Source organism: Marinobacter sp. M5B (assembly GCF_042604615.1).
GTDB lineage: Bacteria > Pseudomonadota > Gammaproteobacteria > Pseudomonadales > Oleiphilaceae > Marinobacter > Marinobacter salarius.
Genome location: NZ_CP156894.1, coordinates 1661248 through 1686393, shown reverse-complemented (window position 1 = coordinate 1686393; position 25146 = coordinate 1661248). Strand labels below are relative to the sequence as shown.

General features: G+C 56.9%; 22 protein-coding genes. 10 read left to right on the top strand and 12 right to left on the bottom strand.

Features of this window, described 5'->3' with window-relative positions:
- Positions 1–5: 5 nt before the first annotated feature.
- The 4 genes from frr to rpsB all read right to left on the bottom strand — a co-directional run bounded on the left by frr (position 6) and on the right by rpsB (position 3233).
- Positions 6–563: a ribosome recycling factor gene (frr, locus tag AAGD24_RS07585; RefSeq protein WP_040474182.1), complete on the bottom strand. Its 558-nt coding sequence runs from the start codon at positions 561–563 to the stop codon at positions 6–8.
- A gap of 42 nt (positions 564–605) precedes the next feature.
- On the bottom strand, positions 606–1334 hold the full coding sequence (pyrH, locus tag AAGD24_RS07580) for a UMP kinase (RefSeq protein WP_007151790.1): 729 nt from the start codon (positions 1332–1334) through the stop codon (positions 606–608).
- A gap of 186 nt (positions 1335–1520) precedes the next feature.
- Positions 1521–2390, bottom strand: coding sequence for a translation elongation factor Ts (gene tsf / locus AAGD24_RS07575; RefSeq protein WP_036206125.1), 870 nt, complete (start codon positions 2388–2390; stop codon positions 1521–1523).
- Positions 2391–2480: 90 nt separating this feature from the next.
- Entirely contained in the window at positions 2481–3233 is a 753-nt protein-coding gene (gene rpsB / locus AAGD24_RS07570; RefSeq protein ID WP_036206122.1) for a 30S ribosomal protein S2, read from the bottom strand.
- A 285-nt stretch (positions 3234–3518) separates the two neighbouring features.
- On the opposite strand from rpsB, the gene map reads away from it, so the two are divergent.
- Genes map through dapE form a run of 6 tightly spaced genes read left to right on the top strand, consistent with a single transcriptional unit; the run spans position 3519 to position 10656 of the window.
- Positions 3519–4289, top strand: a complete 771-nt coding sequence (gene map, locus AAGD24_RS07565; RefSeq protein ID WP_041335145.1) for a type I methionyl aminopeptidase — start codon at positions 3519–3521, stop codon at positions 4287–4289.
- Complete coding sequence (locus AAGD24_RS07560) at positions 4290–6935, top strand: [protein-PII] uridylyltransferase (RefSeq protein WP_269400118.1); 2646 nt, start codon at positions 4290–4292, stop codon at positions 6933–6935.
- Positions 6932–8134 carry a succinyldiaminopimelate transaminase gene (gene dapC / locus AAGD24_RS07555; RefSeq protein WP_269400117.1) on the top strand — a complete coding sequence of 401 codons (1203 nt, stop codon included), beginning with the start codon at positions 6932–6934 and terminating at the stop codon, positions 8132–8134. The genes AAGD24_RS07560 and dapC overlap by 4 nt, the downstream gene beginning before the upstream one ends.
- Positions 8131–8475, top strand: a complete 345-nt coding sequence (locus tag AAGD24_RS07550) for an ArsC family reductase (RefSeq protein WP_036206111.1) — start codon at positions 8131–8133, stop codon at positions 8473–8475. The genes dapC and AAGD24_RS07550 overlap by 4 nt, the downstream gene beginning before the upstream one ends.
- Positions 8476–8492: 17 nt before the next feature.
- On the top strand, positions 8493–9521 hold the full coding sequence (gene dapD / locus AAGD24_RS07545) for a 2,3,4,5-tetrahydropyridine-2,6-dicarboxylate N-succinyltransferase (protein WP_075194515.1): 1029 nt from the start codon (positions 8493–8495) through the stop codon (positions 9519–9521).
- On the top strand, positions 9508–10656 hold the full coding sequence (gene dapE, locus AAGD24_RS07540) for a succinyl-diaminopimelate desuccinylase (RefSeq protein ID WP_151981785.1): 1149 nt from the start codon (positions 9508–9510) through the stop codon (positions 10654–10656). The genes dapD and dapE overlap by 14 nt, the downstream gene beginning before the upstream one ends.
- Here the strand turns inward: dapE and AAGD24_RS07535 are convergent, their stop codons facing one another.
- Positions 10657–10875 carry a SlyX family protein gene (locus AAGD24_RS07535; protein WP_007151799.1) on the bottom strand — a complete coding sequence of 73 codons (219 nt, stop codon included), beginning with the start codon at positions 10873–10875 and terminating at the stop codon, positions 10657–10659.
- Between the two features lie 244 nt (positions 10876–11119).
- Between AAGD24_RS07535 and AAGD24_RS07530 the strand changes: the two genes are divergently transcribed.
- The gene (locus AAGD24_RS07530; RefSeq protein WP_036206100.1) at positions 11120–11701 is read left to right on the top strand and encodes a cold shock domain-containing protein; all 582 of its coding nucleotides are present in this window, start codon (positions 11120–11122) and stop codon (positions 11699–11701) included.
- A 71-nt stretch (positions 11702–11772) separates the two neighbouring features.
- Here the strand turns inward: AAGD24_RS07530 and AAGD24_RS07525 are convergent, their stop codons facing one another.
- The 4 genes from AAGD24_RS07525 to AAGD24_RS07510 form a co-directional block, all read right to left on the bottom strand.
- Positions 11773–12150 carry a hypothetical protein gene (locus AAGD24_RS07525; protein WP_136634016.1) on the bottom strand — a complete coding sequence of 126 codons (378 nt, stop codon included), beginning with the start codon at positions 12148–12150 and terminating at the stop codon, positions 11773–11775.
- On the bottom strand, positions 12122–13528 hold the full coding sequence (locus AAGD24_RS07520) for a hypothetical protein (RefSeq protein ID WP_136634015.1): 1407 nt from the start codon (positions 13526–13528) through the stop codon (positions 12122–12124). Before AAGD24_RS07520 ends, AAGD24_RS07525 begins: the two co-directional genes overlap by 29 nt.
- Before the next feature lie 53 nt (positions 13529–13581).
- Positions 13582–14988 (bottom strand): mannose-1-phosphate guanylyltransferase/mannose-6-phosphate isomerase, encoded by a 1407-nt coding sequence (locus AAGD24_RS07515; RefSeq protein WP_075194511.1) that lies wholly within the window; start codon positions 14986–14988, stop codon positions 13582–13584.
- 120 nt (positions 14989–15108) lie between these two features.
- A complete protein-coding gene (locus AAGD24_RS07510) occupies positions 15109–15549 on the bottom strand; it encodes a VOC family protein (RefSeq protein WP_075194510.1) in 441 nt (146 codons plus the stop codon).
- A gap of 77 nt (positions 15550–15626) precedes the next feature.
- Here AAGD24_RS07510 and AAGD24_RS07505 point away from each other — a divergent pair, with 77 nt between their 5' ends.
- From AAGD24_RS07505 to AAGD24_RS07495, 3 genes are all read left to right on the top strand, one after another.
- Positions 15627–16559: a DUF1853 family protein gene (locus AAGD24_RS07505; protein ID WP_379867023.1), complete on the top strand. Its 933-nt coding sequence runs from the start codon at positions 15627–15629 to the stop codon at positions 16557–16559.
- 149 nt (positions 16560–16708) lie between these two features.
- A complete protein-coding gene (locus AAGD24_RS07500; RefSeq protein WP_379867021.1) occupies positions 16709–18586 on the top strand; it encodes an MFS transporter in 1878 nt (625 codons plus the stop codon).
- Between the two features lie 141 nt (positions 18587–18727).
- Positions 18728–19600, top strand: a complete 873-nt coding sequence (locus tag AAGD24_RS07495) for an ABC transporter substrate-binding protein (protein ID WP_228210833.1) — start codon at positions 18728–18730, stop codon at positions 19598–19600.
- Between the two features lie 6 nt (positions 19601–19606).
- Here AAGD24_RS07495 and AAGD24_RS07490 read toward each other — a convergent pair whose 3' ends face one another.
- The 3 genes from AAGD24_RS07490 to AAGD24_RS07480 are packed head-to-tail and all read right to left on the bottom strand — an operon-like array spanning position 19607 to position 25134.
- Positions 19607–19990 (bottom strand): hypothetical protein, encoded by a 384-nt coding sequence (locus AAGD24_RS07490; protein WP_085681329.1) that lies wholly within the window; start codon positions 19988–19990, stop codon positions 19607–19609.
- 57 nt (positions 19991–20047) lie between these two features.
- The gene (locus tag AAGD24_RS07485; protein WP_085681330.1) at positions 20048–20272 is read right to left on the bottom strand and encodes a hypothetical protein; all 225 of its coding nucleotides are present in this window, start codon (positions 20270–20272) and stop codon (positions 20048–20050) included.
- Positions 20272–25134, bottom strand: coding sequence for an RHS repeat-associated core domain-containing protein (locus AAGD24_RS07480; RefSeq protein WP_379867019.1), 4863 nt, complete (start codon positions 25132–25134; stop codon positions 20272–20274). The genes AAGD24_RS07485 and AAGD24_RS07480 overlap by 1 nt, the downstream gene beginning before the upstream one ends.
- Positions 25135–25146 lie beyond the last annotated feature (12 nt).

Here is a 25146-nt window from a genome sequence, read left to right as displayed (position 1 = left end):
GCTGATCAGACAGCCATCAGGTCCTCTTCCTTGGCCTTGAGCTGCTTCTCGATCTCAGCGATATAACGGTCAGTCAACTTCTGGATTTCTTCCTCACCGTAACGCTCTTCGTCTTCGTTGATGTCTTTTTCCTTCAGCAGCTCTTTCAGCGTGCTGTTGGCATCACGACGCGCGTTGCGGACGGAAACCTTGCCGTGCTCCGCATCAGCCCTGGCCTGCTTGACCATTTCCTTACGGGTTTCCTCGGTCAGCATCGGCATGGGAATTCGAATAACCTCACCGTTGTTGGACGGGTTCAGACCCAGATCCGACATCATGATCGCTTTTTCGATCTTCGGTAACAGCGGCTTTTCCCAAGGCGACACAGCCAACGTACGGTTATCCTCAACGTTCACGCTCGCCACCTGCTTGAGCGGTGTCTCCTGGCCGTAGTAATCCACGGTTACGCTGTCCAGGATGGACGGATGTGCTCGCCCGGTACGAATCTTGTTGAAAGCCCAGCTCAGGGATTCAAGGCTTTTCTTCATCTTCTTTTCAGCATCAGCTTTAATATCGTCAATCACTGCAGCGTCCTCGGATTCGTTGTACAAAATGTCTCAATCAGATTATTCAATCAGTGTGCCTTCCGACTCTCCGGTCACGATACGGGTCAACGCGCCAGAGCGGTTCATGTCGAAGACCCGGAGAGGCATGCCATGATCTCGCGCAAGGCATATAGCGGTCAGATCCATCACGCCCAGCTTTTTGTCCAGCACTTCGTCATAGGTGAGACGATCGTATTTTTCCGCAGTCGGATCCTTGTAGGGATCGGCGGAATAAACGCCATCAACCTTGGTTGCCTTCAGCACGGCATCCGCTTCAATTTCGATCCCCCGCAAACAAGCGGCTGAGTCGGTCGTAAAGAACGGGTTACCGGTGCCTGCACAGAAAATCACCACATCGCCGTCTTTCAGGTCGCGTACCGCCCGGCGGCGATCATAATGCTCAACAATACCACTCATAGGGATGGCGGACATAACCCGGGTACGGATATTGGATCGCTCCAGGGCGTCACGCATGGCCAGTCCATTCATGACCGTTGCCAGCATGCCCATATGGTCGCCGGTCACCCTGTCCATGCCAGCGGCGTTCAACGCCGCACCGCGGAACAGATTGCCGCCGCCAACGACCAGGCCGACCTGAACACCAATGCCAATGAGCGAACCAATATCCAATGCCATCCGATCAAGCACTTTTGGATCAATGCCAAAATCGTGCTCGCCCATCAAGGCTTCACCACTGAGTTTGAGCAGGACGCGTTTGTATCTGGGCTGGGTATTGGACGACTTCGGCATGAGGATCCCCTTCTATGTGTCTGGCTTGGTGCCTGGCAGGACAAGCTTCTCAGGCTTGTATCTGACATACTCCTCAATAAAAAGGGGTATCTCAGATACAAGCCCGCCACGAGAACCGGAAAATTCCGGCTAACGTGGCAGACTTGGAAGGTGCCCCGGACATCGCCCTGGCACCTGTCAGAAGGATCAGGACTTGCCGGTACCTGCCGCCGCAGCGACCTCTGCCGCAAAATCCACTTCTTCCTTCTCGATACCTTCACCGACTTCCAGGCGAACAAAGCTAACCAGCTCACCGCCGTTGTCCTTAATCAGCTGACCCACGCTTTGGTCAGGATTCTTGACGAACGGCTGCTCGACCAGGCTGTTCTCCGCCAGGAATTTCTTGATCCGGCCACCCATCATCTTTTCGACGATTTCAGCAGGCTTGCCTTCCATATCAGGCTGGGCCTTGATGACCGCTTTTTCTTTCTCAAGCTCGTCGGCCGGCATGTCTTCCGGCTTGCCAACCCGCGGGTTAACAGCGGCAACGTGCATGGCAACGTCCCGAGCAACTTCAGCGCTGCCTGCGGTGAGGGCCACAACAGACGCAATCTTGTTGGTGCTGTGAACGTAAGCACCCACAACCGGGCCTTCCACCCGTACGATACGACGAACGGTGATGTTCTCGCCGATCTTCTGAACCAGCGCTTCACGCTTGGCTTCCAGATCGCCTTCCATCAGTTCGGCAACGTCTGTTCTGCTGTTCTCAAACGCAACATTCAGAACGTCGTTGGCGAAATTCATGAAGTTGTCATCACGAGCAACAAAATCAGTCTCGGAGTTCACTTCCAGGATGTAAGCGACAGTGTTGTCGTCAGACACCTTGATCAGGGAAACACCTTCAGCAGCGGTACGACCCGCCTTCTTGGCAGCCTTCAGGCCGGAAGACTTACGCAGCTCTTCAATTGCGGCATCAACGCTTCCGCCAGCTTCCACCAATGCCTTTTTGCATTCCATCATGCCAAGGCCGGTGCGCTCACGAAGCTCTTTGACCATTGCAGCAGTAATTGCAGCCATGTTCATTCCTCTTAACTGTTCCGAATTCTGGACCGGTGTGCCCGGAGGTAAACCACGGGCACACCCTACAACCTGTTCGCGAAGGAACTATTACTCCGCAGCGGGAGCAGCACCTTCCGCGTCTTCGCTGACTTCTACAAACTCGTCAGCGCCGGCACCGGCAGACTGGGCCGCTTCGATGCAGGTTTCAGCAACGGCCTGCACGTAAATCTGGATCGCGCGGATGGCATCGTCGTTGCCCGGAATCACGTAATCAACGCCGTCAGGGTCGCTGTTGGTATCAACAACGCCGATCACAGGAATGCCCAGCTTGTTGGCTTCCTTGATGGCGATACGCTCGTGGTCAACATCGATCACGAACATGGCGTCCGGCAGGCCACCCATGTCCTTGATACCGCCGATTGAACGCTCAAGACGGTCCATTTCGCGGGTACGATCCAGAGCTTCTTTCTTGGTCAGCTTGTCGAACGTACCGTCCTGGCTCTGTGCTTCCAGGTCGCGATAGCGACGGATTGACTGGCGAATGGTCTTGTAGTTGGTCAGCATGCCGCCCAACCAGCGATGGTTCACGTATGGCTGACTGGAGCGCAGTGCTTCTTCCTTGATGATCTTGGCCGCCGCACGCTTGGTGCCAACGAACAGGATCTTGTTCTTGTTGCCCGCGAGGTTATGAACGAAGTTCAACGCATCGTTCATGGCAGGAACAGTCTGCTCAAGGTTGATGATATGAATCTTGTTGCGAGCGCCGAAGATGAACTTCGACATTTTCGGGTTCCAGTAACGAGTCTGGTGACCGAAGTGGGCGCCTGCTTTCAGCAGGTCACGCATATTTACCTGAGCCATGATATTTACCTTTTTAGCTTCGGGTTAGTCCTCCACACGTCCGATTGCCCCAACCTGGCTCCGTCGCCTTTATATAGAGACAACATGAGCAGGCACCCTGGGACAACGTGCCGACGTGTGTGCGAATTTGCCGGATTTGTTTCCAGCGGGCGCGTTTATACCATAAATCGCCCGCCGGATTCCATTAATTTGTGTCCCGGAAAGCACGGCAAAACCGCCTCTTCCTTGTACCGGGCAACACTCCCCCTTAAAATGCGTGTTTGATCCAAATCAACGGGAACCCCAATGCAGGTATCGATCAAGACTCCGGAAGAAATCGAGAAGATGCGTGTCGCTGGCCGCCTGGCGGCCGAAGTTCTTGAGATGATTGGCGAACACGTCAAACCGGGCGTAACAACCGAGAAGCTCGACAGTATTTGCCACGCTTATATGGTGGACGAGCAAAAGACCATTCCGGCGCCGCTGAACTACAAGGGTTTCCCGAAATCGGTATGCACCTCAGTGAATCATGTGGTCTGCCACGGCATCCCGAACGAGAAAAAGGTGCTGAAGGACGGTGACATCGTCAATATCGACGTCACGGTAATCAAAGACGGATGGCACGGTGATACCAGCAAGATGTTCATCGTCGGCAAGCCCAAGCCCGGCAGCGAACGCCTGATCCAGATCACCCAGGAGTGTCTGTATAAAGGCATTGAACTGGTAAAGCCTGGCGCCCGGCTGGGCGACATTGGTCACGTGATCCAGCAGCATGCTGAGAAGCATCGCTATTCTGTGGTACGGGACTATTGCGGCCACGGCATTGGAAAGGTGTTTCACGAAGACCCTCAGGTGATGCACTACGGCAAGCCCGGCACCGGGATGGAACTGCAGGAAGGCATGACCTTTACCATCGAACCGATGATTAACCAGGGAAAGTACCACACCAAGCTGCTGCCGGATGGCTGGACCGTGGTGACCAAGGATCATAAGCTCTCCGCGCAATGGGAGCACACTATCCTGGTGACATCGGACGGCTACGAAGTACTGACCAAGCGCACGGAAGAGTCATTCTAGGTGGACCTCAGCGAACTGGAATCCAGGATAAGCAACGACATCTCACCTGTTGTAGCAGCCCGGGAGCTGTTGAAGGAACGCTACAACGCAGACGCAGAAGCGTTCCGGCAGGGAGCTGATGTTCGCGCACTGGTCCATTCCCGGTCCGGAACCCTGGATACCGTTCTTGCCCTGATCTGGAACCGCTACGCCTTTGCCGCCTCTGCCGATATCTCTCTCGTTGCAGTCGGCGGCTATGGCCGGGGAGAGCTTCACCCTCACTCCGATATTGATCTGTTGATCCTCACCCGGAGCGGTATAGAAGAGAACTGGCAGGAAGACCTTGGCGCTTTCATAACACTCCTGTGGGACCTGAAGCTGGATATCGGCCACAGCGTCCGCAGCATCCAGGAAAGCATGGATGCCGCCAGAGAAGACGTCACGATCCTCACCAACCTGTTGGAAACCCGCACCATCGCCGGCCCGGATAACTTACGTGACGAACTCAGTCATCAGGTTTATTCAGACGCCATCAGCTCTGACCGCGATTACTTCATCGCCAAACGGGAAGAGCAAAAGCAGCGCCACGCGAAATACGGGGACACAGAATACAACCTTGAGCCCAATGTAAAAGGCTCTCCAGGCGCGCTGCGGGATATACAGACCATCGGCTGGATTACCAAGCGACATTTCGGCCTGCAGAATATCGCGGATCTGACACGCTTCAGCATCCTGACCGAAGAAGAGCACCGGATACTATTGCAGGGCGAAACCTTCCTGTGGCGACTTCGCTTCGGCCTGCAGCTGATTGCCGACCGCAACGAGAATCGCCTCCTGTTTGACCATCAACGGGCACTCGCCCAGATGTTGGGTTACAAGGATGAGGGCAAGCGGCTGGGCGTCGAGTTGATGATGCAGTCCTACTACCGCACCGTGCTGGCCCTGGCGGAGCTGACCGACGTTATTCTTCAGTACTACGACGAGGCCATCCTCGGCGCCGGAAGTGACGACGACATCCTGCCCCTGAACAAGCGCTTCCAGATTCGCAACTACTACATTGAAGCCGTCAACAATCAGGTCTTCGCCTACGCGCCCTATGCCATCATGGAAATATTCGTTCTGATGGCGCAGCATCCGGAGATCAAGGGCATCCGCGCCACCACCATCCGCTCACTGCGGGCGCACCGCCACCTGATTGACGACGCTTTCCGCTCGGATCTGGCCGTTACATCCCTGTTCATGGAACTGCTGCGGACGCCCCACGCCCTCGACCAGACCCTGTCGGCTATGAAGAAATACAACGTGCTGGGCCGCTACCTCCCCGAATTTGGCCAGATCATCGGCCAGATGCAGCACGACCTGTTCCACATCTACACCGTGGACGCCCACACCATGCGGGTGATCCGCAACATGGTGCGGCTGGACAGCGCCGACGCCCGCAATGAATACCCGTTGGCATCCCGACTGATTCACAGGCTACCAAAACTCGAAACCCTGTATATTGCGGGCCTCTATCATGATGTGGCCAAAGGCCGGGGTGGCGATCACTCAGAGCTGGGCGCAATTGATGTCGAGAGCTTCTGCGAACGCCATCACCTCAGCGAGCGGGACACCCAACTGGCCTCCTGGCTGGTGGAAAATCATTTGCTGATGTCGATGACCGCCCAGCGCAAGGACATCTCCGACCCGGACATCATTCACGGCTTTGCCCGCGCCGTGCCCAGCCAGGTGCACCTGGACTACCTTTACGTGCTGACGGTGTGCGATATCAGCGCCACCAACCCAAAGCTTTGGAACACCTGGCGCGCCTCGCTGTTGCGTCAGCTTTACATCGAGACCAAGCGGGCACTCAGACGCGGCTCGGAAACGCCGGTAGACCGTCAGGAATGGGTGCGCGCCACTCAGTCCGAGGCACGGGAGATTCTCCACGCCCAGAATATGACGGACGAACAGATCGACGGAATCTGGGAAACTCTGGACGAAGACTACTTCCTGCAGGATTCCACGGTAGACATTGCCTGGCAGACCGCTGCCATCATCCGCCATGGCGATGATCCCGACCCGCTGGTGCTGATTCGTGACACCCGGGGCGGCCCTACTGACGGCTACTCCCAGATCATCATTTATATGAGTGACCGTATTGACCTGTTCGCGGCCACCACGGCGGTGCTGGAACAACTTAACCTCAACATCGTCGATGCTCGCATCAGCTCAAGCGAAGGCCCCTTCTCCATCAGTTCCTACATTGTTCTGGACGAGAAAGGCAAACCCCTGGGCATTGACCCGGCCCGCAAGGATCGGGTTCGCATGCGCCTGATTGAGGAACTGGATGACCCGGAAGATTACCCTGACATCATCCACCGCCGCACTCCCAGACAGCTGAAGCACTTTGCCTTCCCCACGGAAGTGACCTTCTCCAATGACACCATCAACCAGCGCACGGTGATGGAAGTGATCACACCGGACCGCCCGGGGTTGCTGGCCCGCGTTGGACAGGTATTGTTGGAGCATCGCGTGCGGCTAACCAACGCCAAGATTGCGACGCTGGGTGAACGGGTGGAAGACGTATTCTTTGTAACCGACGAGCACGGCGAGCAGATCAGCGACCCCGCAGTCTGCCAGGCCCTGCAGCAGGATCTTTGCCAAATGCTGGATGACACCCAATGAACCCCGACCTGGACAGGCTACACCCCTACCCGTTCGAGAAATTGACCAAACTCAAGTCCGGCATCAGCGTTCCCAAGGACCTGACGTCGATTTCCCTGGGCATTGGTGAGCCCAAGCATCCGTCTCCGGAATTCGTCAAACAGGTGATCTCGGATAATCTGGACAAACTCGCCAATTACCCTACAACGAAAGGCACCGACGAACTGCGTCAGGCCATCGCGCGCTGGGCCACCCGCCGCTTTGAACTGACACCCGGATCACTGACGCCTGAGCACCATATCGTTCCGGTGAATGGCACTCGCGAAGGCATCTTCTCGCTGGTGCAATCGGTGGTGGAATCCAGCCAGAGCGCCACCGTGGTCAGCCCCAACCCGTTTTACCAGGTCTACGAAGGCGCCGCGTTCCTCGCTGGCGCAACACCCCATTACCTCGCCTGCGACGCAGACAGCCATTTCATACCGGACTTTGACAAGGTTTCGGAATCCGTATGGAAAGACTGCCAGGTCCTGTTCCTGTGCTCACCGGGCAACCCCAGCGGTTCGGTAATTCCCCGGGAGACGTTGGTGCGGGTCATCGAATTGGCGGACAGGCATGACTTCATCGTCGCGTCCGACGAATGCTATTCCGAGCTCTACCCCGACGAAGGCCAGCCGCCGGAAGGATTGCTGCAAACCTGTGCCGCTATTGGCCGCAACGATTTCGCCCGCTGTATCGTGTTCCACAGCCTGTCGAAGCGGAGCAACTTGCCGGGCCTGCGGTCCGGTTTCGTGGCCGGCGATGCCGATATCCTCAAAGGCTATCTCAAATACCGCACCTACCATGGCTGCGCCATGCCCATACACAACCAGCTGGCGAGCATTGCCGCCTGGAGCGATGAAGACCACGTGCAAGAGAACCGGGCGGCCTACCGCGCCAAGTTTGAGGCGGTGGTACCCATCCTGCGGGAAGTGATGAACGTGGACTTTCCCGATGCCGGGTTCTACCTCTGGCCGGAAACCCCGATGGACGACGAAACGTTCGCGCGGGAACTGTCGGCCCAGCAGAATGTGCACGTGCTCCCCGGGCGCTACCTCTCTCGCACTGTCGATGGCCATAATCCTGGCAAAAACCGGGTAAGAATGGCCCTGGTGGCGCCGGTTGAAGAATGCGTGGAAGCGGCCAAACGCATTGTGACTTTTGTAAAGGCAAACAGGACATGAAACTCTACGGCATCCGAAATTGCGACACCGTCAAGAAAGCCCGAAAATGGCTGGACGACGCCGGCATCGACTACGAATTCCACGACTTCAAGAAGGACGGGCTGGACACTGACCGGCTCAGCCAATGGGAGCAGGCGGCCGGCTGGGAGGTGTTACTGAACCGTCGCGGCACCACGTGGCGCAAACTTCCGGACGAGGTTCGTGATAATATTAGCGCCCAATCCGCCCACGACCTGATGCTCGACAATCCGTCCATCATCAAGCGGCCCGTGGTTGAGCACGGCAACACGGTCAGCGTCGGCTTTAGTGCCGATGAGTGGGCCGAACGATTCAAACACTGAGAACCAGGAGCACATCAATGAGTTTTGCATTCGGAATTGGTATCGGCACCCAGAACAATCAGGGCGAGTGGCTGGAAGTGTTTTACCAGCAGCCGGTCATCACCCCCGATAACGGCCTCATCGAAGTGGCTCAAAACGTTCTGGATTACCAGGGAGGCAATCAGGCGGTATCGGTGACGCCCGATCAGCTCAAGGCGCTCTCGGACGGATTACGACAGCTGGGCCAGATGGAACAATCCGCCCTGGCGGGCAAAGCTGCCGAGAGCCGGCGCCCGGTCGTGGTGACCCTACTGGACACCGACGACACTGCCTCCAGCACGCCAGAGGTCTACCTCAAGCTACACCTGATCTCCAGTCGCCAGGCCAGACCCCATGAGCTGAAACTGGACGGCATTTTCGGCCTGCTGCCAAACCTGGCCTGGACCAGCGAAGGCGCCATCGACCTTAACGAGCTGCCAGAGCGCCAGCTCAAGGCGCGCCTCGAAGGCCGCACCCTGGAAGTGAAGTCCGTCGACAAGTTCCCACAGATGACGGATTACGTGGTACCAAAAGGCGTGCGCATCGCCGACACTGCCCGTGTTCGCCTGGGCGCCTATGTGGGTGAAGGCACCACCGTGATGCATGAAGGCTTTATCAACTTCAATGCCGGCACCGAAGGCACCAGCATGATCGAAGGCCGCATCTCCGCCGGCGTGATGATCGGCCAGGGCTCGGACCTCGGCGGCGGCTGCTCCACCATGGGCACCCTGTCTGGCGGTGGCAACATCATCATTTCCGTTGGTGAGAACTGCCTGATCGGCGCCAATGCCGGAATCGGCATTCCCCTGGGTGACCGCTGCAAAGTCGAAGCGGGCCTGTACCTTACCGCCGGCACCAAGGTAGCCCTGCTGGACGACAACAACGAACTGGTTGAAGTCATCAAGGCACGGGATTTGGCCAACAAGCCGGATCTTCTGTTCCGCCGTAACAGCCAGACTGGCGCGGTTGAATGCAAGACCAACAAGTCCGCCATCGAGCTGAACGAAGAACTGCATGCAAACAACTAATTCCGCAGAGCTTTCCCCGACCCTCAAGCTCGCCGTTGACCTGATCCGCCGGCCATCCGTTACCCCGGACGACGCCGGCTGTCAGGAACTGATGATGTCGCGGCTCTCTGCCCTTGGCTTCAAGGGCGAGGCCCTGCGCTTTGGCGAAACCGACAACCTTTGGGCCCGCAAGGGTTCGGAAGGCCCCCTGCTGGCGTTTGCAGGCCATACAGATGTTGTGCCCACCGGTCCGGAGAAAAACTGGCGTCATCCGCCGTTCGAGGCGGTGATTGACGATGGCTTTCTTCATGGCCGGGGCGCAGCTGACATGAAAGGCAGCCTGGCGGCCTTTGTCACAGCCTGCGAGCGGTTTGTGACAAACCATCCCGATCATCGGGGCTCTATTGCCTTGCTGATCACCAGTGACGAGGAAGGTCCGGCCCAGGACGGCACCGTGAAAGTGGTGGAAACCCTGGAAGCCCGGAATGAAAAAATCGACTGGTGCCTGATTGGTGAACCGTCCAGCACCCGTGAGGTGGGCGATGTCATCAAGAACGGCCGCCGGGGCTCGCTCCATGGCTATCTCACAGTACAGGGCACACAGGGGCACGTGGCCTACCCGCACCTGGCGGAAAACCCGGTTCATACCGTTGCCCCGGCTCTGGACGCCCTCGCGAAGGAATTCTGGGACAATGGCAATGATTTCTTCCCGCCAACCACCTTCCAGATCACCAGGATCGAAGCTGGCACCGGGAGCAACATCATCCCCGGCGAGTGCCTGGTTCACTTCAATTTCCGCTACTGCACGGAAAACACAGCGGAAAGCCTGGAAGAAAGAGTGGTTGCCATTCTCGACCGCCACGAGTTGAAGTATGACCTGCAATGGCATCTGAGCGGCCGGCCATTCCTGACCGATAGTGGATCGTTGGTTTCGGCGGCACAAAGTGCCATCCGCTCCGTTACCGGCAGGGAAACCGAGCTGTCTACCTCGGGCGGTACGTCGGATGGACGCTTTATCGCTCCGACCGGCGCCCAGGTTCTGGAACTTGGCCCCATCAACGCCACCATCCACAAAGTCAATGAGTGCGTGAAAGCCGCAGACCTGGACACCCTGTCAGAGATTTACGAGCAGGTACTTGTGGAACTGCTGGCCTGATCAGTAGTGGGGAGGAGGCGTTTCGTCCTCCTCCTTTCTGATGTTCGATGACGACACTTCCTTGAGCTGAGTGTTCAGCTGCTTCTTCGCCTCCCAGAGTTCCCGGATATCCAGCTCCTGACGGGCCACCTGCTCGCTCAGGGTATGAATGATGTCGTCCTGGAATGCCAGACGCGTTTCCAGTTCGTCCAGCCGGGCTTGCAGATCTTTGTCGCTCATAAGGTTTTTGGTTCTCCGGGAAGGATTCCCATCAAGGTATTGTGTGATCAATTTGGTGTCGGCGGACACGCCGCTTGGTCAGCGCTCCCCGTTATCTGGTATCATCCCGCTTTTGCCCGCCGGGGAACCTGCAAGACCCGTTTATGTCCTGCTGGCCCCAGCGGTTTTCACCGCCGGAGACCCGATTTTACCCGATATCCGGCTCTTTATCGTTAGCGTTAGATGAATGGAGAAACTTCAGTCCATGCAAAACCCAGCAAAAGCGATCGTCCTTGCTCTCCTGGTCGCGATTCCGTCACCTTTTATCCTCGGTTTTCTGTTGGTGACTTTCACCCCGGAACTCTTCCAGATTCTGTCTCAGGCCGGCACTAGCGAGGAAGCAACCAGTACCACGTTTGTATTGGGCAGCGCCCAGGGCATCGCAGCCTATATTATTGCGGTTGTCCTTTTCGGCCTGGCAGGCTTCGTTACCGTCGCTCTGGCAGCCAAGAAACCCTCAGCCGTGAAGCAGCAAGCGCCTCGCGCCAGCACGGCACCTCGCCAGCCGGCCCCGCGCAAGCAGCAATCCCAACCGGATTACGAGGATGACGATGACTACGACGACAGCACCCCTGAAGGCAATGAGGAAGGCACCGTCAAGTGGTTCAACGTCAAGAAAGGCTTCGGGTTTATCGTTCGCGATAGCGGCGATGAAGTCTTTGTACACTTCCGCGCCATTCGTGGCCGTGGCCGCCGGGTATTGCGCCAGGGCCAACTGGTCCGGTTCAGCGTTGTCGAAGCGGACAAGGGCCTTCAGGCGGACAACGTGTCCATTCTGAGCGACTGATCCACGAGAACGTGCATCACAAAAAAGGGGGCAGCCAACCGGCTGCCCCCTTTTTTATTGCTGTGAAAAACTCAGTTCCAGACCGCCAGTTGCTCTCCGCGCTGATCCAGCCGCCACCATTTCTCATCCTCCACGGGCTCCCCTTCTTTCCAGTCACCGGGGCTGCAGCGAATCTCGGTATCCATGGCGCGCCAGGCACTCCGGGCGCAATCGAGGTCGGACACCCAGGGCAGATCCTCACCCTCCAGGATCACAGAGGTGTATCGCTTGCCACCTGCACCGGGGTACAGATTAACGCGGACTCTATGCGCCCGATAATGAGCTGATCCTTTCACCGCCCTGTCACCCAGCGCGTCATCCCTAAGCTCAATGTCGTCCAGATGACTGGCAAGCCAGCTCGATACCGCTGACGACTCCAGGTCACGAATGTAGATTTCGAGATCCCGCACCTTCTGTTTCTCCTGCCGGTTGATCACAATGGACCACATAGTGAACCGGCCCGGGGCGGGCTGCAACCCAGCGTTCGAGTTCATGGCGAAGGTCATCGATTTTCAGGGTCCTGAGCGTACCCTCTGCTTTTCGCTCATGCCACGCCACCTCCGCCGCCGCACGCTCAACGGCCAGGCTTTCAAGGGATCGCTCCAGTGCCTCTGTCGGTTGTTGCCTGGCCATTGCCACCAGTGACTGTCGCCGCAGCGTATCGGTCCTGCCAGCGAGCGCCATACCCTCAATAGGGCCTCGTTCGGCAAACAGGTTCAATCGGGCGGCTGCGCGCTCCACCCACTGGATCATACCGCCAGGAGACCCGACCAGCCGACTCCGGCTTGAGGCGGCATAGCGGATAAGCGCCTGGGACAACTCTATGTTCCAGCGCTTTTCAATCGCTGGTTGATGAGCCGTCAGGATGGCAACCTTCTGGCCGGTACTCGTGCCGGGCATGTCAAAGATATCAAAATCCCGCCCCAGGCAACGCTCCAATTGCCCAACGGCAGCCTCTGCTTCCGGTGAGTCTGGCCCCAGCATGACCACGGGGCCCGGATATCCGGTAACCAGACTGCGGGCCACGCTGAGCTCGGGCGCCATCATTGCAGCCAGGTCCACCGGAGAAACGTTATCCAGAACCAGCGCGGGATAATCCTTGCAGTCGATGCCTTTGGACGGAATGGCGGGATTCTCGCTGGCCATGATTTCCGCCTCATTGCGAAGGTCCAACCTTATAAAACCACAATACAGGAACGGCAATAGTGCCTGTAGCCAACTGGTTTTACCGGTACCCCTTGCCCCTCTCACCCACACCAGCGCTCTTGGAACCGAGACCAGGGTAATCGATACATCTTCCGCCAGCTCCAGCCAGTCCAGGTCGGTAATCACAACGGGCGTATCGCCTTTGTCGGAGGTTTCGGCGACTTGCTGCTGTTCGTCCGCAGCGGGCCACCGGTCAACCAGTTCCAACACCGCAACGTAGGCTTTCTCCTGCAGGCGTTCGGCGTTACGAGTCAGCACCGACAACAGGATGGGCCAGTCCAGCCAGGGGGCATTGCTCAGTTCGCGGGCGGAAGAAAACCAGTACATGAGCTGTGAGGACAACTGGCCCTCTCCGCCCACTTCGGTCACGATGGGTTGCTCACATTGGATGGTGCGGGTCAGTTCGTCAAGATCAACACCGCGGCTGCGCAGGAATCCGCAGATGGCAGGTTCACCATCCAGCAGCGCCAACAGGAAATCCTCAACGGTGATGGCATAACCGCCTCGCTGGGCAACGCTGTCACGCGCCCGTTGCAGTGCGGTTTGACAGAGGGGGCTCAGGCATCCTTGCCAGTCTTCCATTCACTTCTCCTTGTGTGTCGGGCATCATCCTGATGCCGTTTCATGTAGATCAATCAGACCCGGTTGTAGGTGTCCTCGAAACGCACAATGTCGTCTTCACCCAGGTAGCTACCCGTCTGCACTTCAATCAGTTCCAGGGGAATAACGCCAGGGTTGGTCAGCCGATGGGTCACACCCAACGGAATGTAGGTGGACTGGTCCTCGGTCAGCAACAACACATCGTCGCCGCGGTTGACCGTGGCCGTTCCCTTCACCACCACCCAGTGCTCGGCACGATGATGATGTTTCTGCAGTGACAGCGACGCGCCCGGCTTAACCGTAATGCGCTTGACCTGGAAACGTTCCCCCATGGCGATACCTTCATAGGTGCCCCAGGGGCGGTGGACCTTCTTATGGAAGCGGTGTTCATGGCGGCCCTGAGCCTTGACCTGGGCAACCAGCTTCTTCACATCCTGAACCCGACCACGATCGGCCACCAATACCACATCATCCGTTTCAACGATGACGTGATCCGTAATACCCAGCGCCGCAATCAGACGGCCCTCTGAGTGAATGTAGGAGCCGGAAACGTCTTCGGTAATCACATCTCCCCGGCACACGTTGTTGTTCTCATCGTGGGGCTGGATATCCCAAAGCGCGGACCAGGAGCCCACATCCGACCACCCGGCATCCAGGGGCACCACCACCGCATCGTGAGTCTTTTCCATCACCGCATAGTCGATGGAATCATCCGGGCAAGCCCTGAAGTTCTCGGCACCCACGCGAGTGAAATCCATGTCAGCGTTGCGCTCCTTCCAGGCAGCTCGGCAGGCTTTCATCATCTCGGGCTGCTGGCTTTCCAGTTCTTCAAGGTAGCGATCAGCGCGAAACAGGAACATGCCGCTGTTCCAGAAATAATCACCCTCTTTCAGATACTGGCGGGCGGTGTCTTCGTCCGGTTTTTCCACAAAGGCCGCCACATCGTTGTACCCTTCGTGGGCCGCGCCGGCCTTGATGTAGCCGTAACCTGTGTGAGGCGCGCTGGGCACAATACCGAAGGTAACCAGTTTGCCGGAACGGGCGGCTTCAGCGCCCTGACTCACCGCCTGGCGGAAAACATCCTGATTCTTCAATACGTGGTCCGAAGGCATCACCAGAAGCAGCTCTTCCGGGTTTTCTTCAGCAGCGGCGAGGGCCGCGAGGGCAATGGCCGGGGCCGTATTGCGACCGACCGGCTCGAGGATGATCCCGGCGGTACGCTCCGGTGCCTGAGCCTGCAAATGGGCGGCGACCACAAACCGGTGCTCTTCATTGGTGATGGCCAACACCCGGGCTTTGTCATCCAGTGCCAGGCCACGATCGATCGTTTCCGCCAGCAGGGAATCGTCAGACACCACCGGCAGAAACTGCTTGGGATAGGCTTCACGGGACAACGGCCAGAGACGGGTGCCGGAACCACCAGAAAGAATCACTGCGAGCATGGGTCGTCCTTGTCTTGAATTTTCGCGAATTTTACCCCAAAAACCGCCAACCTGTCCTGCCAGTGACGATTAAACCGGTTCTAACGTGCAAACCTTCACACCTTCGTACCAGGCGCCGGCTTACCAGGTGCCGGTGTTTTCCATACTGGCCCAGGGTTCCTTCGCTGGTAGCGACTCCCCCTTCTGGAGCAGTTCAATGGAAATGCCGTCCGGCGACCGGATAAACGCCATACGCCCGTCACGCGGGGGACGATTGATGGTAACGCCGTTGGCCTGAAGGTGACTACACAATGCATAGATGTCGTCCACCCGATACGCCAGATGCCCGAAATTGCGACCACCAGTATATTCTTCCGGGTCCCAGTTATAGGTGAGTTCTATCATTGGAGCCCGCTCTTCCCTCGCCCGCGCCTCATCCTCGGCAGCCGCAAGGAAAACCAACGTAAAGCGCCCCTTTTCACTGCTCTTGCGACTGATTTCCACCATACCCAGTAGCTCGCAGAAAAAGTGCAGGGTTTTTTCCAGGTTGCTGACCCGGATCATTGTGTGAAGGTACTGCATATCGCCTCTCCTGATGCGTTGCCCCGAGGCCTATGACGGGGACTGATCAAATCAATGGTTTAGGGTATCCTGCCAGAATGAACCGACGCCCTGAAACCACCGCCCATCTCCAGTACCGAGTTCCAGCCGTGCGCCACTTGGCGTGGATGTGTCATGCTCCCCAGCTTATCAGTTCTCCCATGGGTTTTGCCCCGGAAACTTACCTGCCGGATGATGCTGAAGAGCGCCTGAAGGTATGGGACAGTGCGCCCGAACTTGGCCCGGAGGTACTCACGGAACCACCGGCGCGACGGCTTGGGCACTATTTCGAGCGCCTGTACGAATGCCTGATGCAGGACCTCCTGGGCTGGGAGGTTATTCTCAAGAACCAGCCGGTCCGCAGCAACGGCATTACACTGGGCGAACTCGATTTCCTGGTCCGCAACCCTGCCGATAACGTGGTCGAACACCACGAAATTGCCGTGAAGTTTTACCTCGGCCATCAGAATGACGGTCAGGCGAGGCCACTCTGGTACGGGCCTAATACTCGGGACCGTCTGGATCTCAAAACCCAACGTCTGACCGACCACCAGAGCCAACTCACAGCAAGACCCGAGACCCGCAACCTTCTGGCGTCCCTGGACATCCAAACACCCGTTCGTCCACGGATTTTCATGCCGGGGTATCTGTTCTATCCCCTGGATATGCCCCTATCGCCACCGGAGTGCATCCCGGTGGGACACCTGCGTGGTGACTGGCTCTATATCAGCGATCTGGACGAAATGAATGCGACGGGAAACGTAACGGCCGCCGACGGAAAACGATGGATTCCGCTGGTTAAACCTCACTGGCTCGGCCCCTGGCGCCAACAAGAGACCCCCGATCCACAGAGCACCGAAGACGCATTGGCCGTCGTTCGATCGGCCGGTGTCCCCCGCCTGTTTGCAGTGCTGGAGCGGTCGCCAGAGGACGGCTACTGGAGTGAGACCTCCCGGGTGTTTGTGGTTCCGAGTACCTGGCCTGACTCATAAACAGCAACGTCCAAAGCAGTTGCCATCATGTTATTCCGAAAATGACAAACCTGCTCATCACGTGAAGCTCCCTGCAACCAGAACCCTGTTTCAGTAACCGGTTTGTGGCAGAATATTCTCCATCAACAACGAGATGATGGATCGCTATCATGGACGACCACGGCCAGTTCCGGCTGCTTTCAGAGCGACGCTTCCTGCCGTTCTTCCTGACCCAGTTCTCAGGCGCCTTTAACGACAACCTGTTCCGCAACATCCTGCTGTTGCTGATTACTTACACGGCTGGTGGGCTGCTGGGGCTGCCCATTGATGTGGTGGTCAACATCGCGGCGTTGCTGTTTATCCTGCCCTTTTTCCTGTTTTCAGGTATCGCTGGCCAACTGGCGGACAAGTATGAAAAGTCCCGTGTGATTCGCTGGGTAAAACTCGCGGAGATCGCCATTATGGCGCTGGCCGCCGCCGGGCTCTGGGTCGGCTGGTACGAATCGCTGCTGCTGTTATTGTTCCTGATGGGCGTGCAATCCACCTTCTTCGGCCCGGTGAAGTACGCCATCCTGCCCCAGGTGCTTCGGGACGACGAACTGGTGGGCGGAAACGCGCTGGTGGAAATGGGTACCTTCGTGGCTATTCTTGTGGGCACACTCGCCGCTGGCCTGCTTATGGGCAGCGACCAACCGGAGAAACTCGCAGCAATCGGGGTCCTCGCCCTGGCCGTCATCGGCTACCTGGCAGCGCGGCAAGTCCCGGTGACCGGCACCACCAATCCCGACATGACCATACGCCTGAACCCACTGCGGGAAACCTGGCATCTGATGCGCCTGGCCGCGGAAAATCACTCGGTGTTGCTGTGCATTATGGCGATTTCCTGGTTCTGGTTCCTCGGCGCCGCCTACCTCACCCAGTTCCCCAGCTTTGCCCAGACCGACCTTATGGGTGATGAAACCGTGGTCACCCTGCTGCTGGCCATCTTCACCATCGGCATTGCGTTAGGCTCTGTCGCCTGCGAACGGCTTTCCGGCCATCGGATAGAACTGGGTATTGTGCCCATTGGCTCCCTGGGCATCAGCCTGTTCGGGCTCGACCTCTACTTCAACATGCCCGCCAACCCGGTACCAACCGACTGGTGGATGATGATCAGCGACAGCCAGCACCGGCAAGTGGCCATCGATCTGCTGGGGATCGGCTTTTTTGGTGGCCTGTTTATCGTGCCCCTTTACGCATTTGTGCAACGGGAAACCCCGGAGGAACGGCGCGCCCGTGTTATTGCGGCACTGAACGTGTTCAACGCCCTGTTCATGGTGGTCAGCGCCATCATGGGCGTAATGATGCTGGGCGTGATCGGCCTCAGCATCCCCGAATTCTTCCTGGTACTGGCCATCATGAACCTGATTGTGGCGGGCTTTGTGTACCAGCAGGTGCCCGAATTCGCCCTTCGTTTTATTGTCTGGGTGCTTTCCCACACTATTTACCGGGTACACCACGAAGGCCTGAATCGCATTCCCGAGGAAGGACCGGCACTGCTGGTCTGCAACCACGTCACCTACATGGACGCCCTCGTGATTGCCGGCGCGATCAGGCGGCCTGTCCGATTCGTGATGGACTACCAGATCTTTAAAACGCCGGTACTCGGCGCGATTTTCAAGCTTGCCAAAACCATTCCCATTGGCTCCCGCAATCGGGTACCGGAGATCTACGACGCCGCCTTCGAGCGCATTGACGAAGAACTGGACGCCGGCCATGTCGTCTGCATCTTTCCCGAGGGCCGCCTGACCTCCGACGGTGAGGTAGCCACCTTCCGCGGCGGCGTGGATATTATCCTGGAGCGACGCCCGGTACCAGTCGTTCCCATGGCCCTGCGAGGCCTGTGGGGCAGCTTCTTCAGCCACTGCGGCGGGCCTGCGTTGAAACATCTTCCCAAGCGCTTCTGGTCGCGGATTGAACTCATTGCCGGTGAGCCAGCAACCGCGCAGGAGGCCAATGCGGAAATGCTGGAAGAAAAGGTCAAAGCCCTGAGGGGCAATCACCGCTAGGCATCCCCAAAATCGACTGGTTGTAATGATCTGAGCGACTGCTACTCTTTGACTATCATCAACTTCTAGTGCGACCGATCGATGACGGTGTTGTGAACCACCCCCGCCATCCGGCCAGCACCTGCTTTGGTGGATGGACAGATGTTTAAGCAGGGATCGCCCAAGCACGATCGACGACTCATTCGGTTGATCAGGCAGCTATTGAGTCACCTCTACACTACCCTTACCAGTGCGCTGATGGCCTGCGCCCTCGCCTTGCCGCTTCAAGCCGACGAAGCGGCTCCGACCATCAGGCTCACCAATGGGCACTGGCCTCCCTACATGGAAAACACACCACCTCATTACGGGGTCATTTCCCAAATCGTCACCCTGGCCTTCGCCAAGAAAGACATTCCCGTATCCTATGGCTTTTTCCCTTGGTCCCGCGCTCGCCTTCTGGCGGAAAAAGGCCGGTGGGACGGTTCAGTTGCCTGGACCTGTCGAAAGAAATTACTAAAGCATTTCCACTTCAGCGACCCAATCGTCGCCCATAACTACGCCCTGTTTCATCGCACCAGCATGGATTTCGACTGGGAAGACGTAAAAGACCTGGAGAGCTATCGCATAGGGCTGACCCAGGACTACAACTACGGCGAGGAATTCGAGGAAGCCGTCGCCGCCGGCACCATCAGTGCCGATGTCACCACCTCCGACGAATCCAACTTCCGCAAACTTGCGGCTGGCCGAATCGACCTGTTTCCAATGGAGCCCGCCGTGGGCATGGGCATGCTGAAAGAGCTCGGCCTCAGCGGCAAGATCACCTTCCACACCGCGCCGCTGCAATCGGATTACTTGTACCTGATCCTGTCCAAACAGGTGCCAGAAAGTGAACGGTATCTGGAGAAATTCAACGAAGGGCTCAGTGAATTGCGAGCGTCTGGCAGGCTGGAGGAGTTGATTACAACCTCACTGCCGGATTTGCCGGCTAGGTATCTGGTGGTGGAAGATGGGGATAAGGTGCAGTGTGTGGAGTGAGGTCGACTACAATGCCTTTCCAGATTGGTCTATTGCGGGTGAAACTGAAGGACGCCGAGTTACGATTACACCAATCACCTTTTCCGGTATGCCCTCAAAATAAAGCTTGGCTGAATAGTCAGCTCCTTTGAAACCAATAAACTGAATGTTTTCACTTTCGGAAATACTAAGTTTCTCAATTGTTGATTCGAATCCCCAATTCTCAAATCCCGCATTCAGAACTGAATCGTAGTGTATTTTCATCTGCTCAGCCTCCTGCTTCGGCTCGACACTGACAGGAGCTGCATTCACGAACCTAAAATCAGGTGACAAGACTATCTCACGCAACAATGCAGCATCTGTGCTGTTCGCTCTCGTATGAATAACACTTTCTAGATCTTTCTTGATCATGGACTGAACAGCTCTACCTCCTCCGTTGACCTCTAAGAACCTAGAATCGAACCAGATCTATATATATATAAATTTTATATCCTGCAGTATTTCTTTTTCATCATCCGTCAACTTTAAAGTTGCGACACTTTCTAATTCTTCTAAAATAGCTTTCATTGGCAATATCTTTGGATCGAGAAATAGCAAATCCAATATCCTATTTTTATCCTCTTCTTTTACAACGACCCGACTTATAATTCTCTTCAGGTCTCTTTTACATTCATCGATTGTCGGAAACTTCATCATTCCTCCGGTAAAATTTCGAGCTTTCTGAACATTATTGTTTGGCCCTCCGCATGCATTTGAACAGCTCCACCATCGCCATATTTCGGATACGCTTCTGCGAATGGCTCCAATTTACCAGATGCAGGGTTGTCTCCCCCCCAAAATGGAATACGTGAGTTAGGCATCCCGTTTTCGTACAGTTGAAGGGTATCAAACTCTCCCAATAGTCTTGCGTCACTCCATGAATCTGGGCCCAAATCAGGTCCTTTTATCTGAAAAGCGTTTCGTGCTGCACTGCCTGATGAGTATTTGTCGAAACCGAAATATGTCACTGGAGCAGATTTATTCTCCATCGTCATTTCTGCCCATTTGTTTACGGATCCATCATCATTTCTGTACCTCATGTACCTATAACCTGTACTGGGCATAGTTGAATCTGGTCCGCTAGGGCCCACATAAAAATCAGGTCGTGAGCCACTTTCACTCGGGTCATTCTTCGAGACAGAAGTCAGGCCTAACGGATCCACCCACCCCGTAGGATTAGGCACATACTGGTAGTTATTCAACCCACCCGCAAGCCCAATCGGGTCCGGGGTCAGGAAGCGCCCGGTGTTGGGATTGTAGTACCGGTGGCGGTTGTAATGCAGGCCGGTTTCCGGGTCGTGGTATTGGCCCTGGAAGCGGATCGGGTTGTCGATTTCGTTGACCAGGGCGCGAACAACGTTGCCGTAGGCCCGGTAAGTCACCGACCAGACGAGGTCACCCTCGGCGTTGGTGAGTTCCTGGGGTGTGCCCAGGTGGTCCAGGTGGAAATAGTAAATGCTGGCCTGTTCGGGGCCGCAGCCTTCTACCAGTGCCAGGGGTTTAAAGGTATCTGGCTCGTAGACGTAAGTGCGGTACTGGTCGCCGGTTTCCTCGGCGATCAGGCGATCGCCCTGCCAGAGGAATTCGGTTCGTGTCAGGCCGTTGGTTTTGACGATGCGGCGGCCGAAGGCGTCGTATTCGTAGTGCCAGGTGCTGCCATCCGGTTTGGTGACGCTGCTCAGGCGATGTTCGCAGTCGTAGGTGTAGCGGGTGACCAGTTTCTGGTCCCTACCACGGCGTTCTTCAGTCAGGTTGCCGAATTCGTCGTATTCGTAGTGGCAGTCACCGTGCATGGTGAGCCGGTTGCCGCGTACGTTGGCGGTGTTTCCACTGGCCGGGCTTTGGCTTTGTTCCAGCAGGTTGCCGGCTGGGTCGTGGATCAATTGTTCGTAGAGGTCGCCTCGCACGCCAACCAGCCTGTCCATGGGATCGTAAACGTATTCCCGCAGGCCTTTGCGGCTGTCCTGAATGGCCTTTAGGTTGCCGTTTGGATCGTACTGGTAATCCCGCTGGGCAGCGATGTCCTTGATGCGGCCCTGGTGCACCCGGTGCTGGGTCAGACGGCCTTCTTCGTCGTAGACATAGGCACTCAACAGGTCGCCCTGTTGGCGTTCGACTTCCTCGCCGGTGGAAGCCATGCGATGGCGGGTTAGTTGTTTTCCGTTGAGGTCGATGCCAGACAGAAGGCCAGTTTTATCATGCTGGTAGGTCAGCGACTGACCATCCGGGAGCACCATGCCGCGCAAGCGGTCCATCTCGTCGTATTGGTAACGAAGGGTCGCCCAACCCTGGTGCTCCGTTTTCAGTAGGCCGAATTCATCGTACTCAAAGGCCAATGGCCAGCGCCCGTCATCCACAGCGCTCAGCTTACCGTCGGCATTATAGCCGTACTGGATTTCACGGCCGTCTGGCAGCACTTTTTTCAGTAGTTGACCGAGCTCATCCCGCTCGTAGGCCGTGGTCTGCAGTACGTCTGTGGACGTGCCGTACTCAGCTTTTTCGATCAGGTGACCGTTCAGGTCGTACTGGTAAGCCGTCCTGTGACCGTCGAAAGCCGTTTCCTGTTTGACCAGACCATTCGGGTAATAGTCGATGCGATACTCTTCACCACGTTCGTTCTCGATGTGGGTGAGCAGGAAACGGTGGTGATCATACCGGTAGCGCAATTCGCTGCCGTCCGGGTTAATGCGTCGGGTCAGCAGGTGGAGGTTGTTGCCGTATTCGTAGCAGGTTTCCCGGCCCTTCTCGTCAACAAAACGCGTTACTTTGTTGTAGTGGTTGTAGTGGTACTGTCGGCGCCGGTTGCCAGAGAGAATTTCGTCCGTCACCCGCCCCAGGCCATCGTATTGATAACGGGTAATGGCGCCACGGGCGTCTTTCTTGGCCAATAACTGGCCAAATTCATCGTACCGGTATTGGTAGAAAGCACCGGTGGGGGTGGTTTCCTCGATCAGTTGGCCGTGGTTGTTCCAGCCCCATTTGTGGGTTCGGCCATCGGGCAGGTTTACCTGAGTTAGCTGGCCCTCGGGGTTGTAGCTGTAGCGGGTAACCCGTCCCTTTGGATCGGTTTCGCGGGCGAGGTCACCGTGCTGGGTATAGTCGAACGCCCAGGTCTGGCCGCTGCGGTGGATTTCCGCGATCCGCCCTTTGCGATAGGTGAAGAGAACAGGCTGGCCGTCGGGGCCGGTTTTACCCTGCAGGCGTCCGTTGCTGTCGTATTGGTACTCGGTGCGGGCGCCCATGGGGTCAACGGTGGCCTGCAGGCGGCCTTTTTCATCGTACTCGCTGATGTGTTGGGCACCGTCCGGGTCGATCTTTTCCTGCAGTTGCGCTGCACCGTCGTATCGCCAAATCTCCTTGCTCCCGTCGACGTAGCTGACGGTGCAGCTGTGGTTATCGTCGTCCCACTCAAACCGGGTATCAATCTGGGCACTGTCGCCCCATTGGTGAATGCAACGCCCTTTGGGCGAGGCTTCGTCCCATTCCAGATAGAAGCTGTATCCGCCAGCAAGCTGACGACTGGTCAGCATGTGGTTGTCATAACCGTAGCGTTCGATACCACCGATCGCATCTTCAGCCGCGATCAGGTCATCACCGTCATCGTAGCTGTATCGGCGCTCGGTCCTCAGCGCCTGCCACTGGTAACCGGTGTCGGTCAGCTTACGTCGCAGGCGGTTGACCGCTTTGAGATAAGGGCCGTCAAATTCGAATGCGAGGGCGTCTCCAGCATCACTGACCACTCGCTCCAATTGGCCGTGGAGGTCATAGCCAACCTGCAGTTTGTTGCCGTATCGATCGGAAATCTGCACCAGCACACCACGATCCCCCTCCCGGCGGAAGTGGTAGCGTGGTGCTTTCTCCCCGGCACAGGCAACAATCTGCTCGCCGTCTTTCCAGGCGGCCATGCCGGTCTGAGAGTTGGTGCCAAAGGGGGTGCTATCGAGCTCAGGCAGACGGGTATTCTTACCTTCGTGGTCATGCCAGGTGATGCTGTTGCCGTCAAAGCTCAGGCTATGGCTCAGGCTATGGCGCCAGCCGTAACCCATATCCAGGCGCCGATCACTGCTGCCGGAGCGATACACCCGCTTGAATTCGAAGGGCAACGGGCCGCTGAGGCGCGCATCCGTCAGCTCAAGCACCTCTTCACCGGTAACCGTGCTGATCGGGTCTTCCACGCTTTCCGTGGATTCATTGTCCTGCGTGACCCGGCCCTGATCGGTTTCAGAGGGTGATGGATCATCCCGGACCGGAGCCTTGCTGGCCTCACTGGCGGCAGCATGATCACGGCCTCCAGCCTGCAAGTTCACAACCTCGTCATCGTCAGCAATCTGCTGATACATCGCATTGCGGTTTCGAACGTCCGGACCGGGCTGGGTGCTGGACGGGTTCAGGCGGCTACCGCCGGCCACCTGGATGGCGCGGTGATTGGTACCGATATCCTCCATGAAATCCTGGAACTCCCTGGCAAACTGGCCAAGAAATTCCCCGAGAATATTTTTGTTGGTGCGTGCGCCATCCGCCACGTTCATCGCACCTGCAACCGCTTTGCTGCCAATACGGACACCATACTTGGCTGCCAGGCCGGCACCTCCGGTGATGATCAGCCCAACCACTACGTCGAACAGGATCTGCCCAACCAGCTCGCCCGAGACTTCAGCTACCTGAGTGGGTGACAGAAGCCTGAAATACTGACGGACGGTGTACATCACCAGGAACAGGAAGATCTCGTCGTTAGCCACAAGGCACGCCTTGAGATAGGCATCGTCGGCTTTTTTCAGCGTCTCCATCTGTTCCTGAAGATCGTCTGGCAGGTTGCTGAAGTCGTAATCCAGCAAGCCGCAGATTACGTCGTAGATACGACGGATATCATCCAACACGGCGGTAAAGCCATCCGCGATGCCTTCCTGAAGACGGCCGTAAACGGCCAGCGACTGTTCCGTGGAGCTCATTGACAGATAACTGTCCCATTCCTGGCGGGCGCCGTTGTTCCAGGTGCTTTCCAGCAGAGCGCAGCAACGGTCTACGAAGCTCTCGTAGGTTTGATAGAGCGCATCCATCTCCGCCTGGGAGACATCGGGAGACATCACCACCCGGTATTCCTTTCCGGGAGTGACCGGCACTTCCGCAAGGCCATTTTCATCCGTGGTGCCGCTGTGAATCGTGTCCCAGCTATCGAATATCCATCCGGTATTTTCCTGAATCTGGAAACGCGTGGACGGTATCGGGGTCTTGCTCACGTTCTCATGGAAGTGGGCAATCTTGATTTTTCGGGTTTCCTCGCAAGGCGCAACGGTGGACGAGACAATCTCGTTTTCACTGACGTCCTCACGGTTGTTCTCACCATTGACCTCCAGAACCTGCTCATGCCCCATGAAGATCGATGAGAACCAGCCGTCACGCCAGTCATCGTAGGAATTGGAAAGGGATTCCCGAAGCTCCCGGGTAATGGCATTGATATCCGGAAGTGCGCCGGATGTCTGTTCTGAAGCCTGAAGAGCCGTCCGTGACTCGATCATTGATTCATCCTC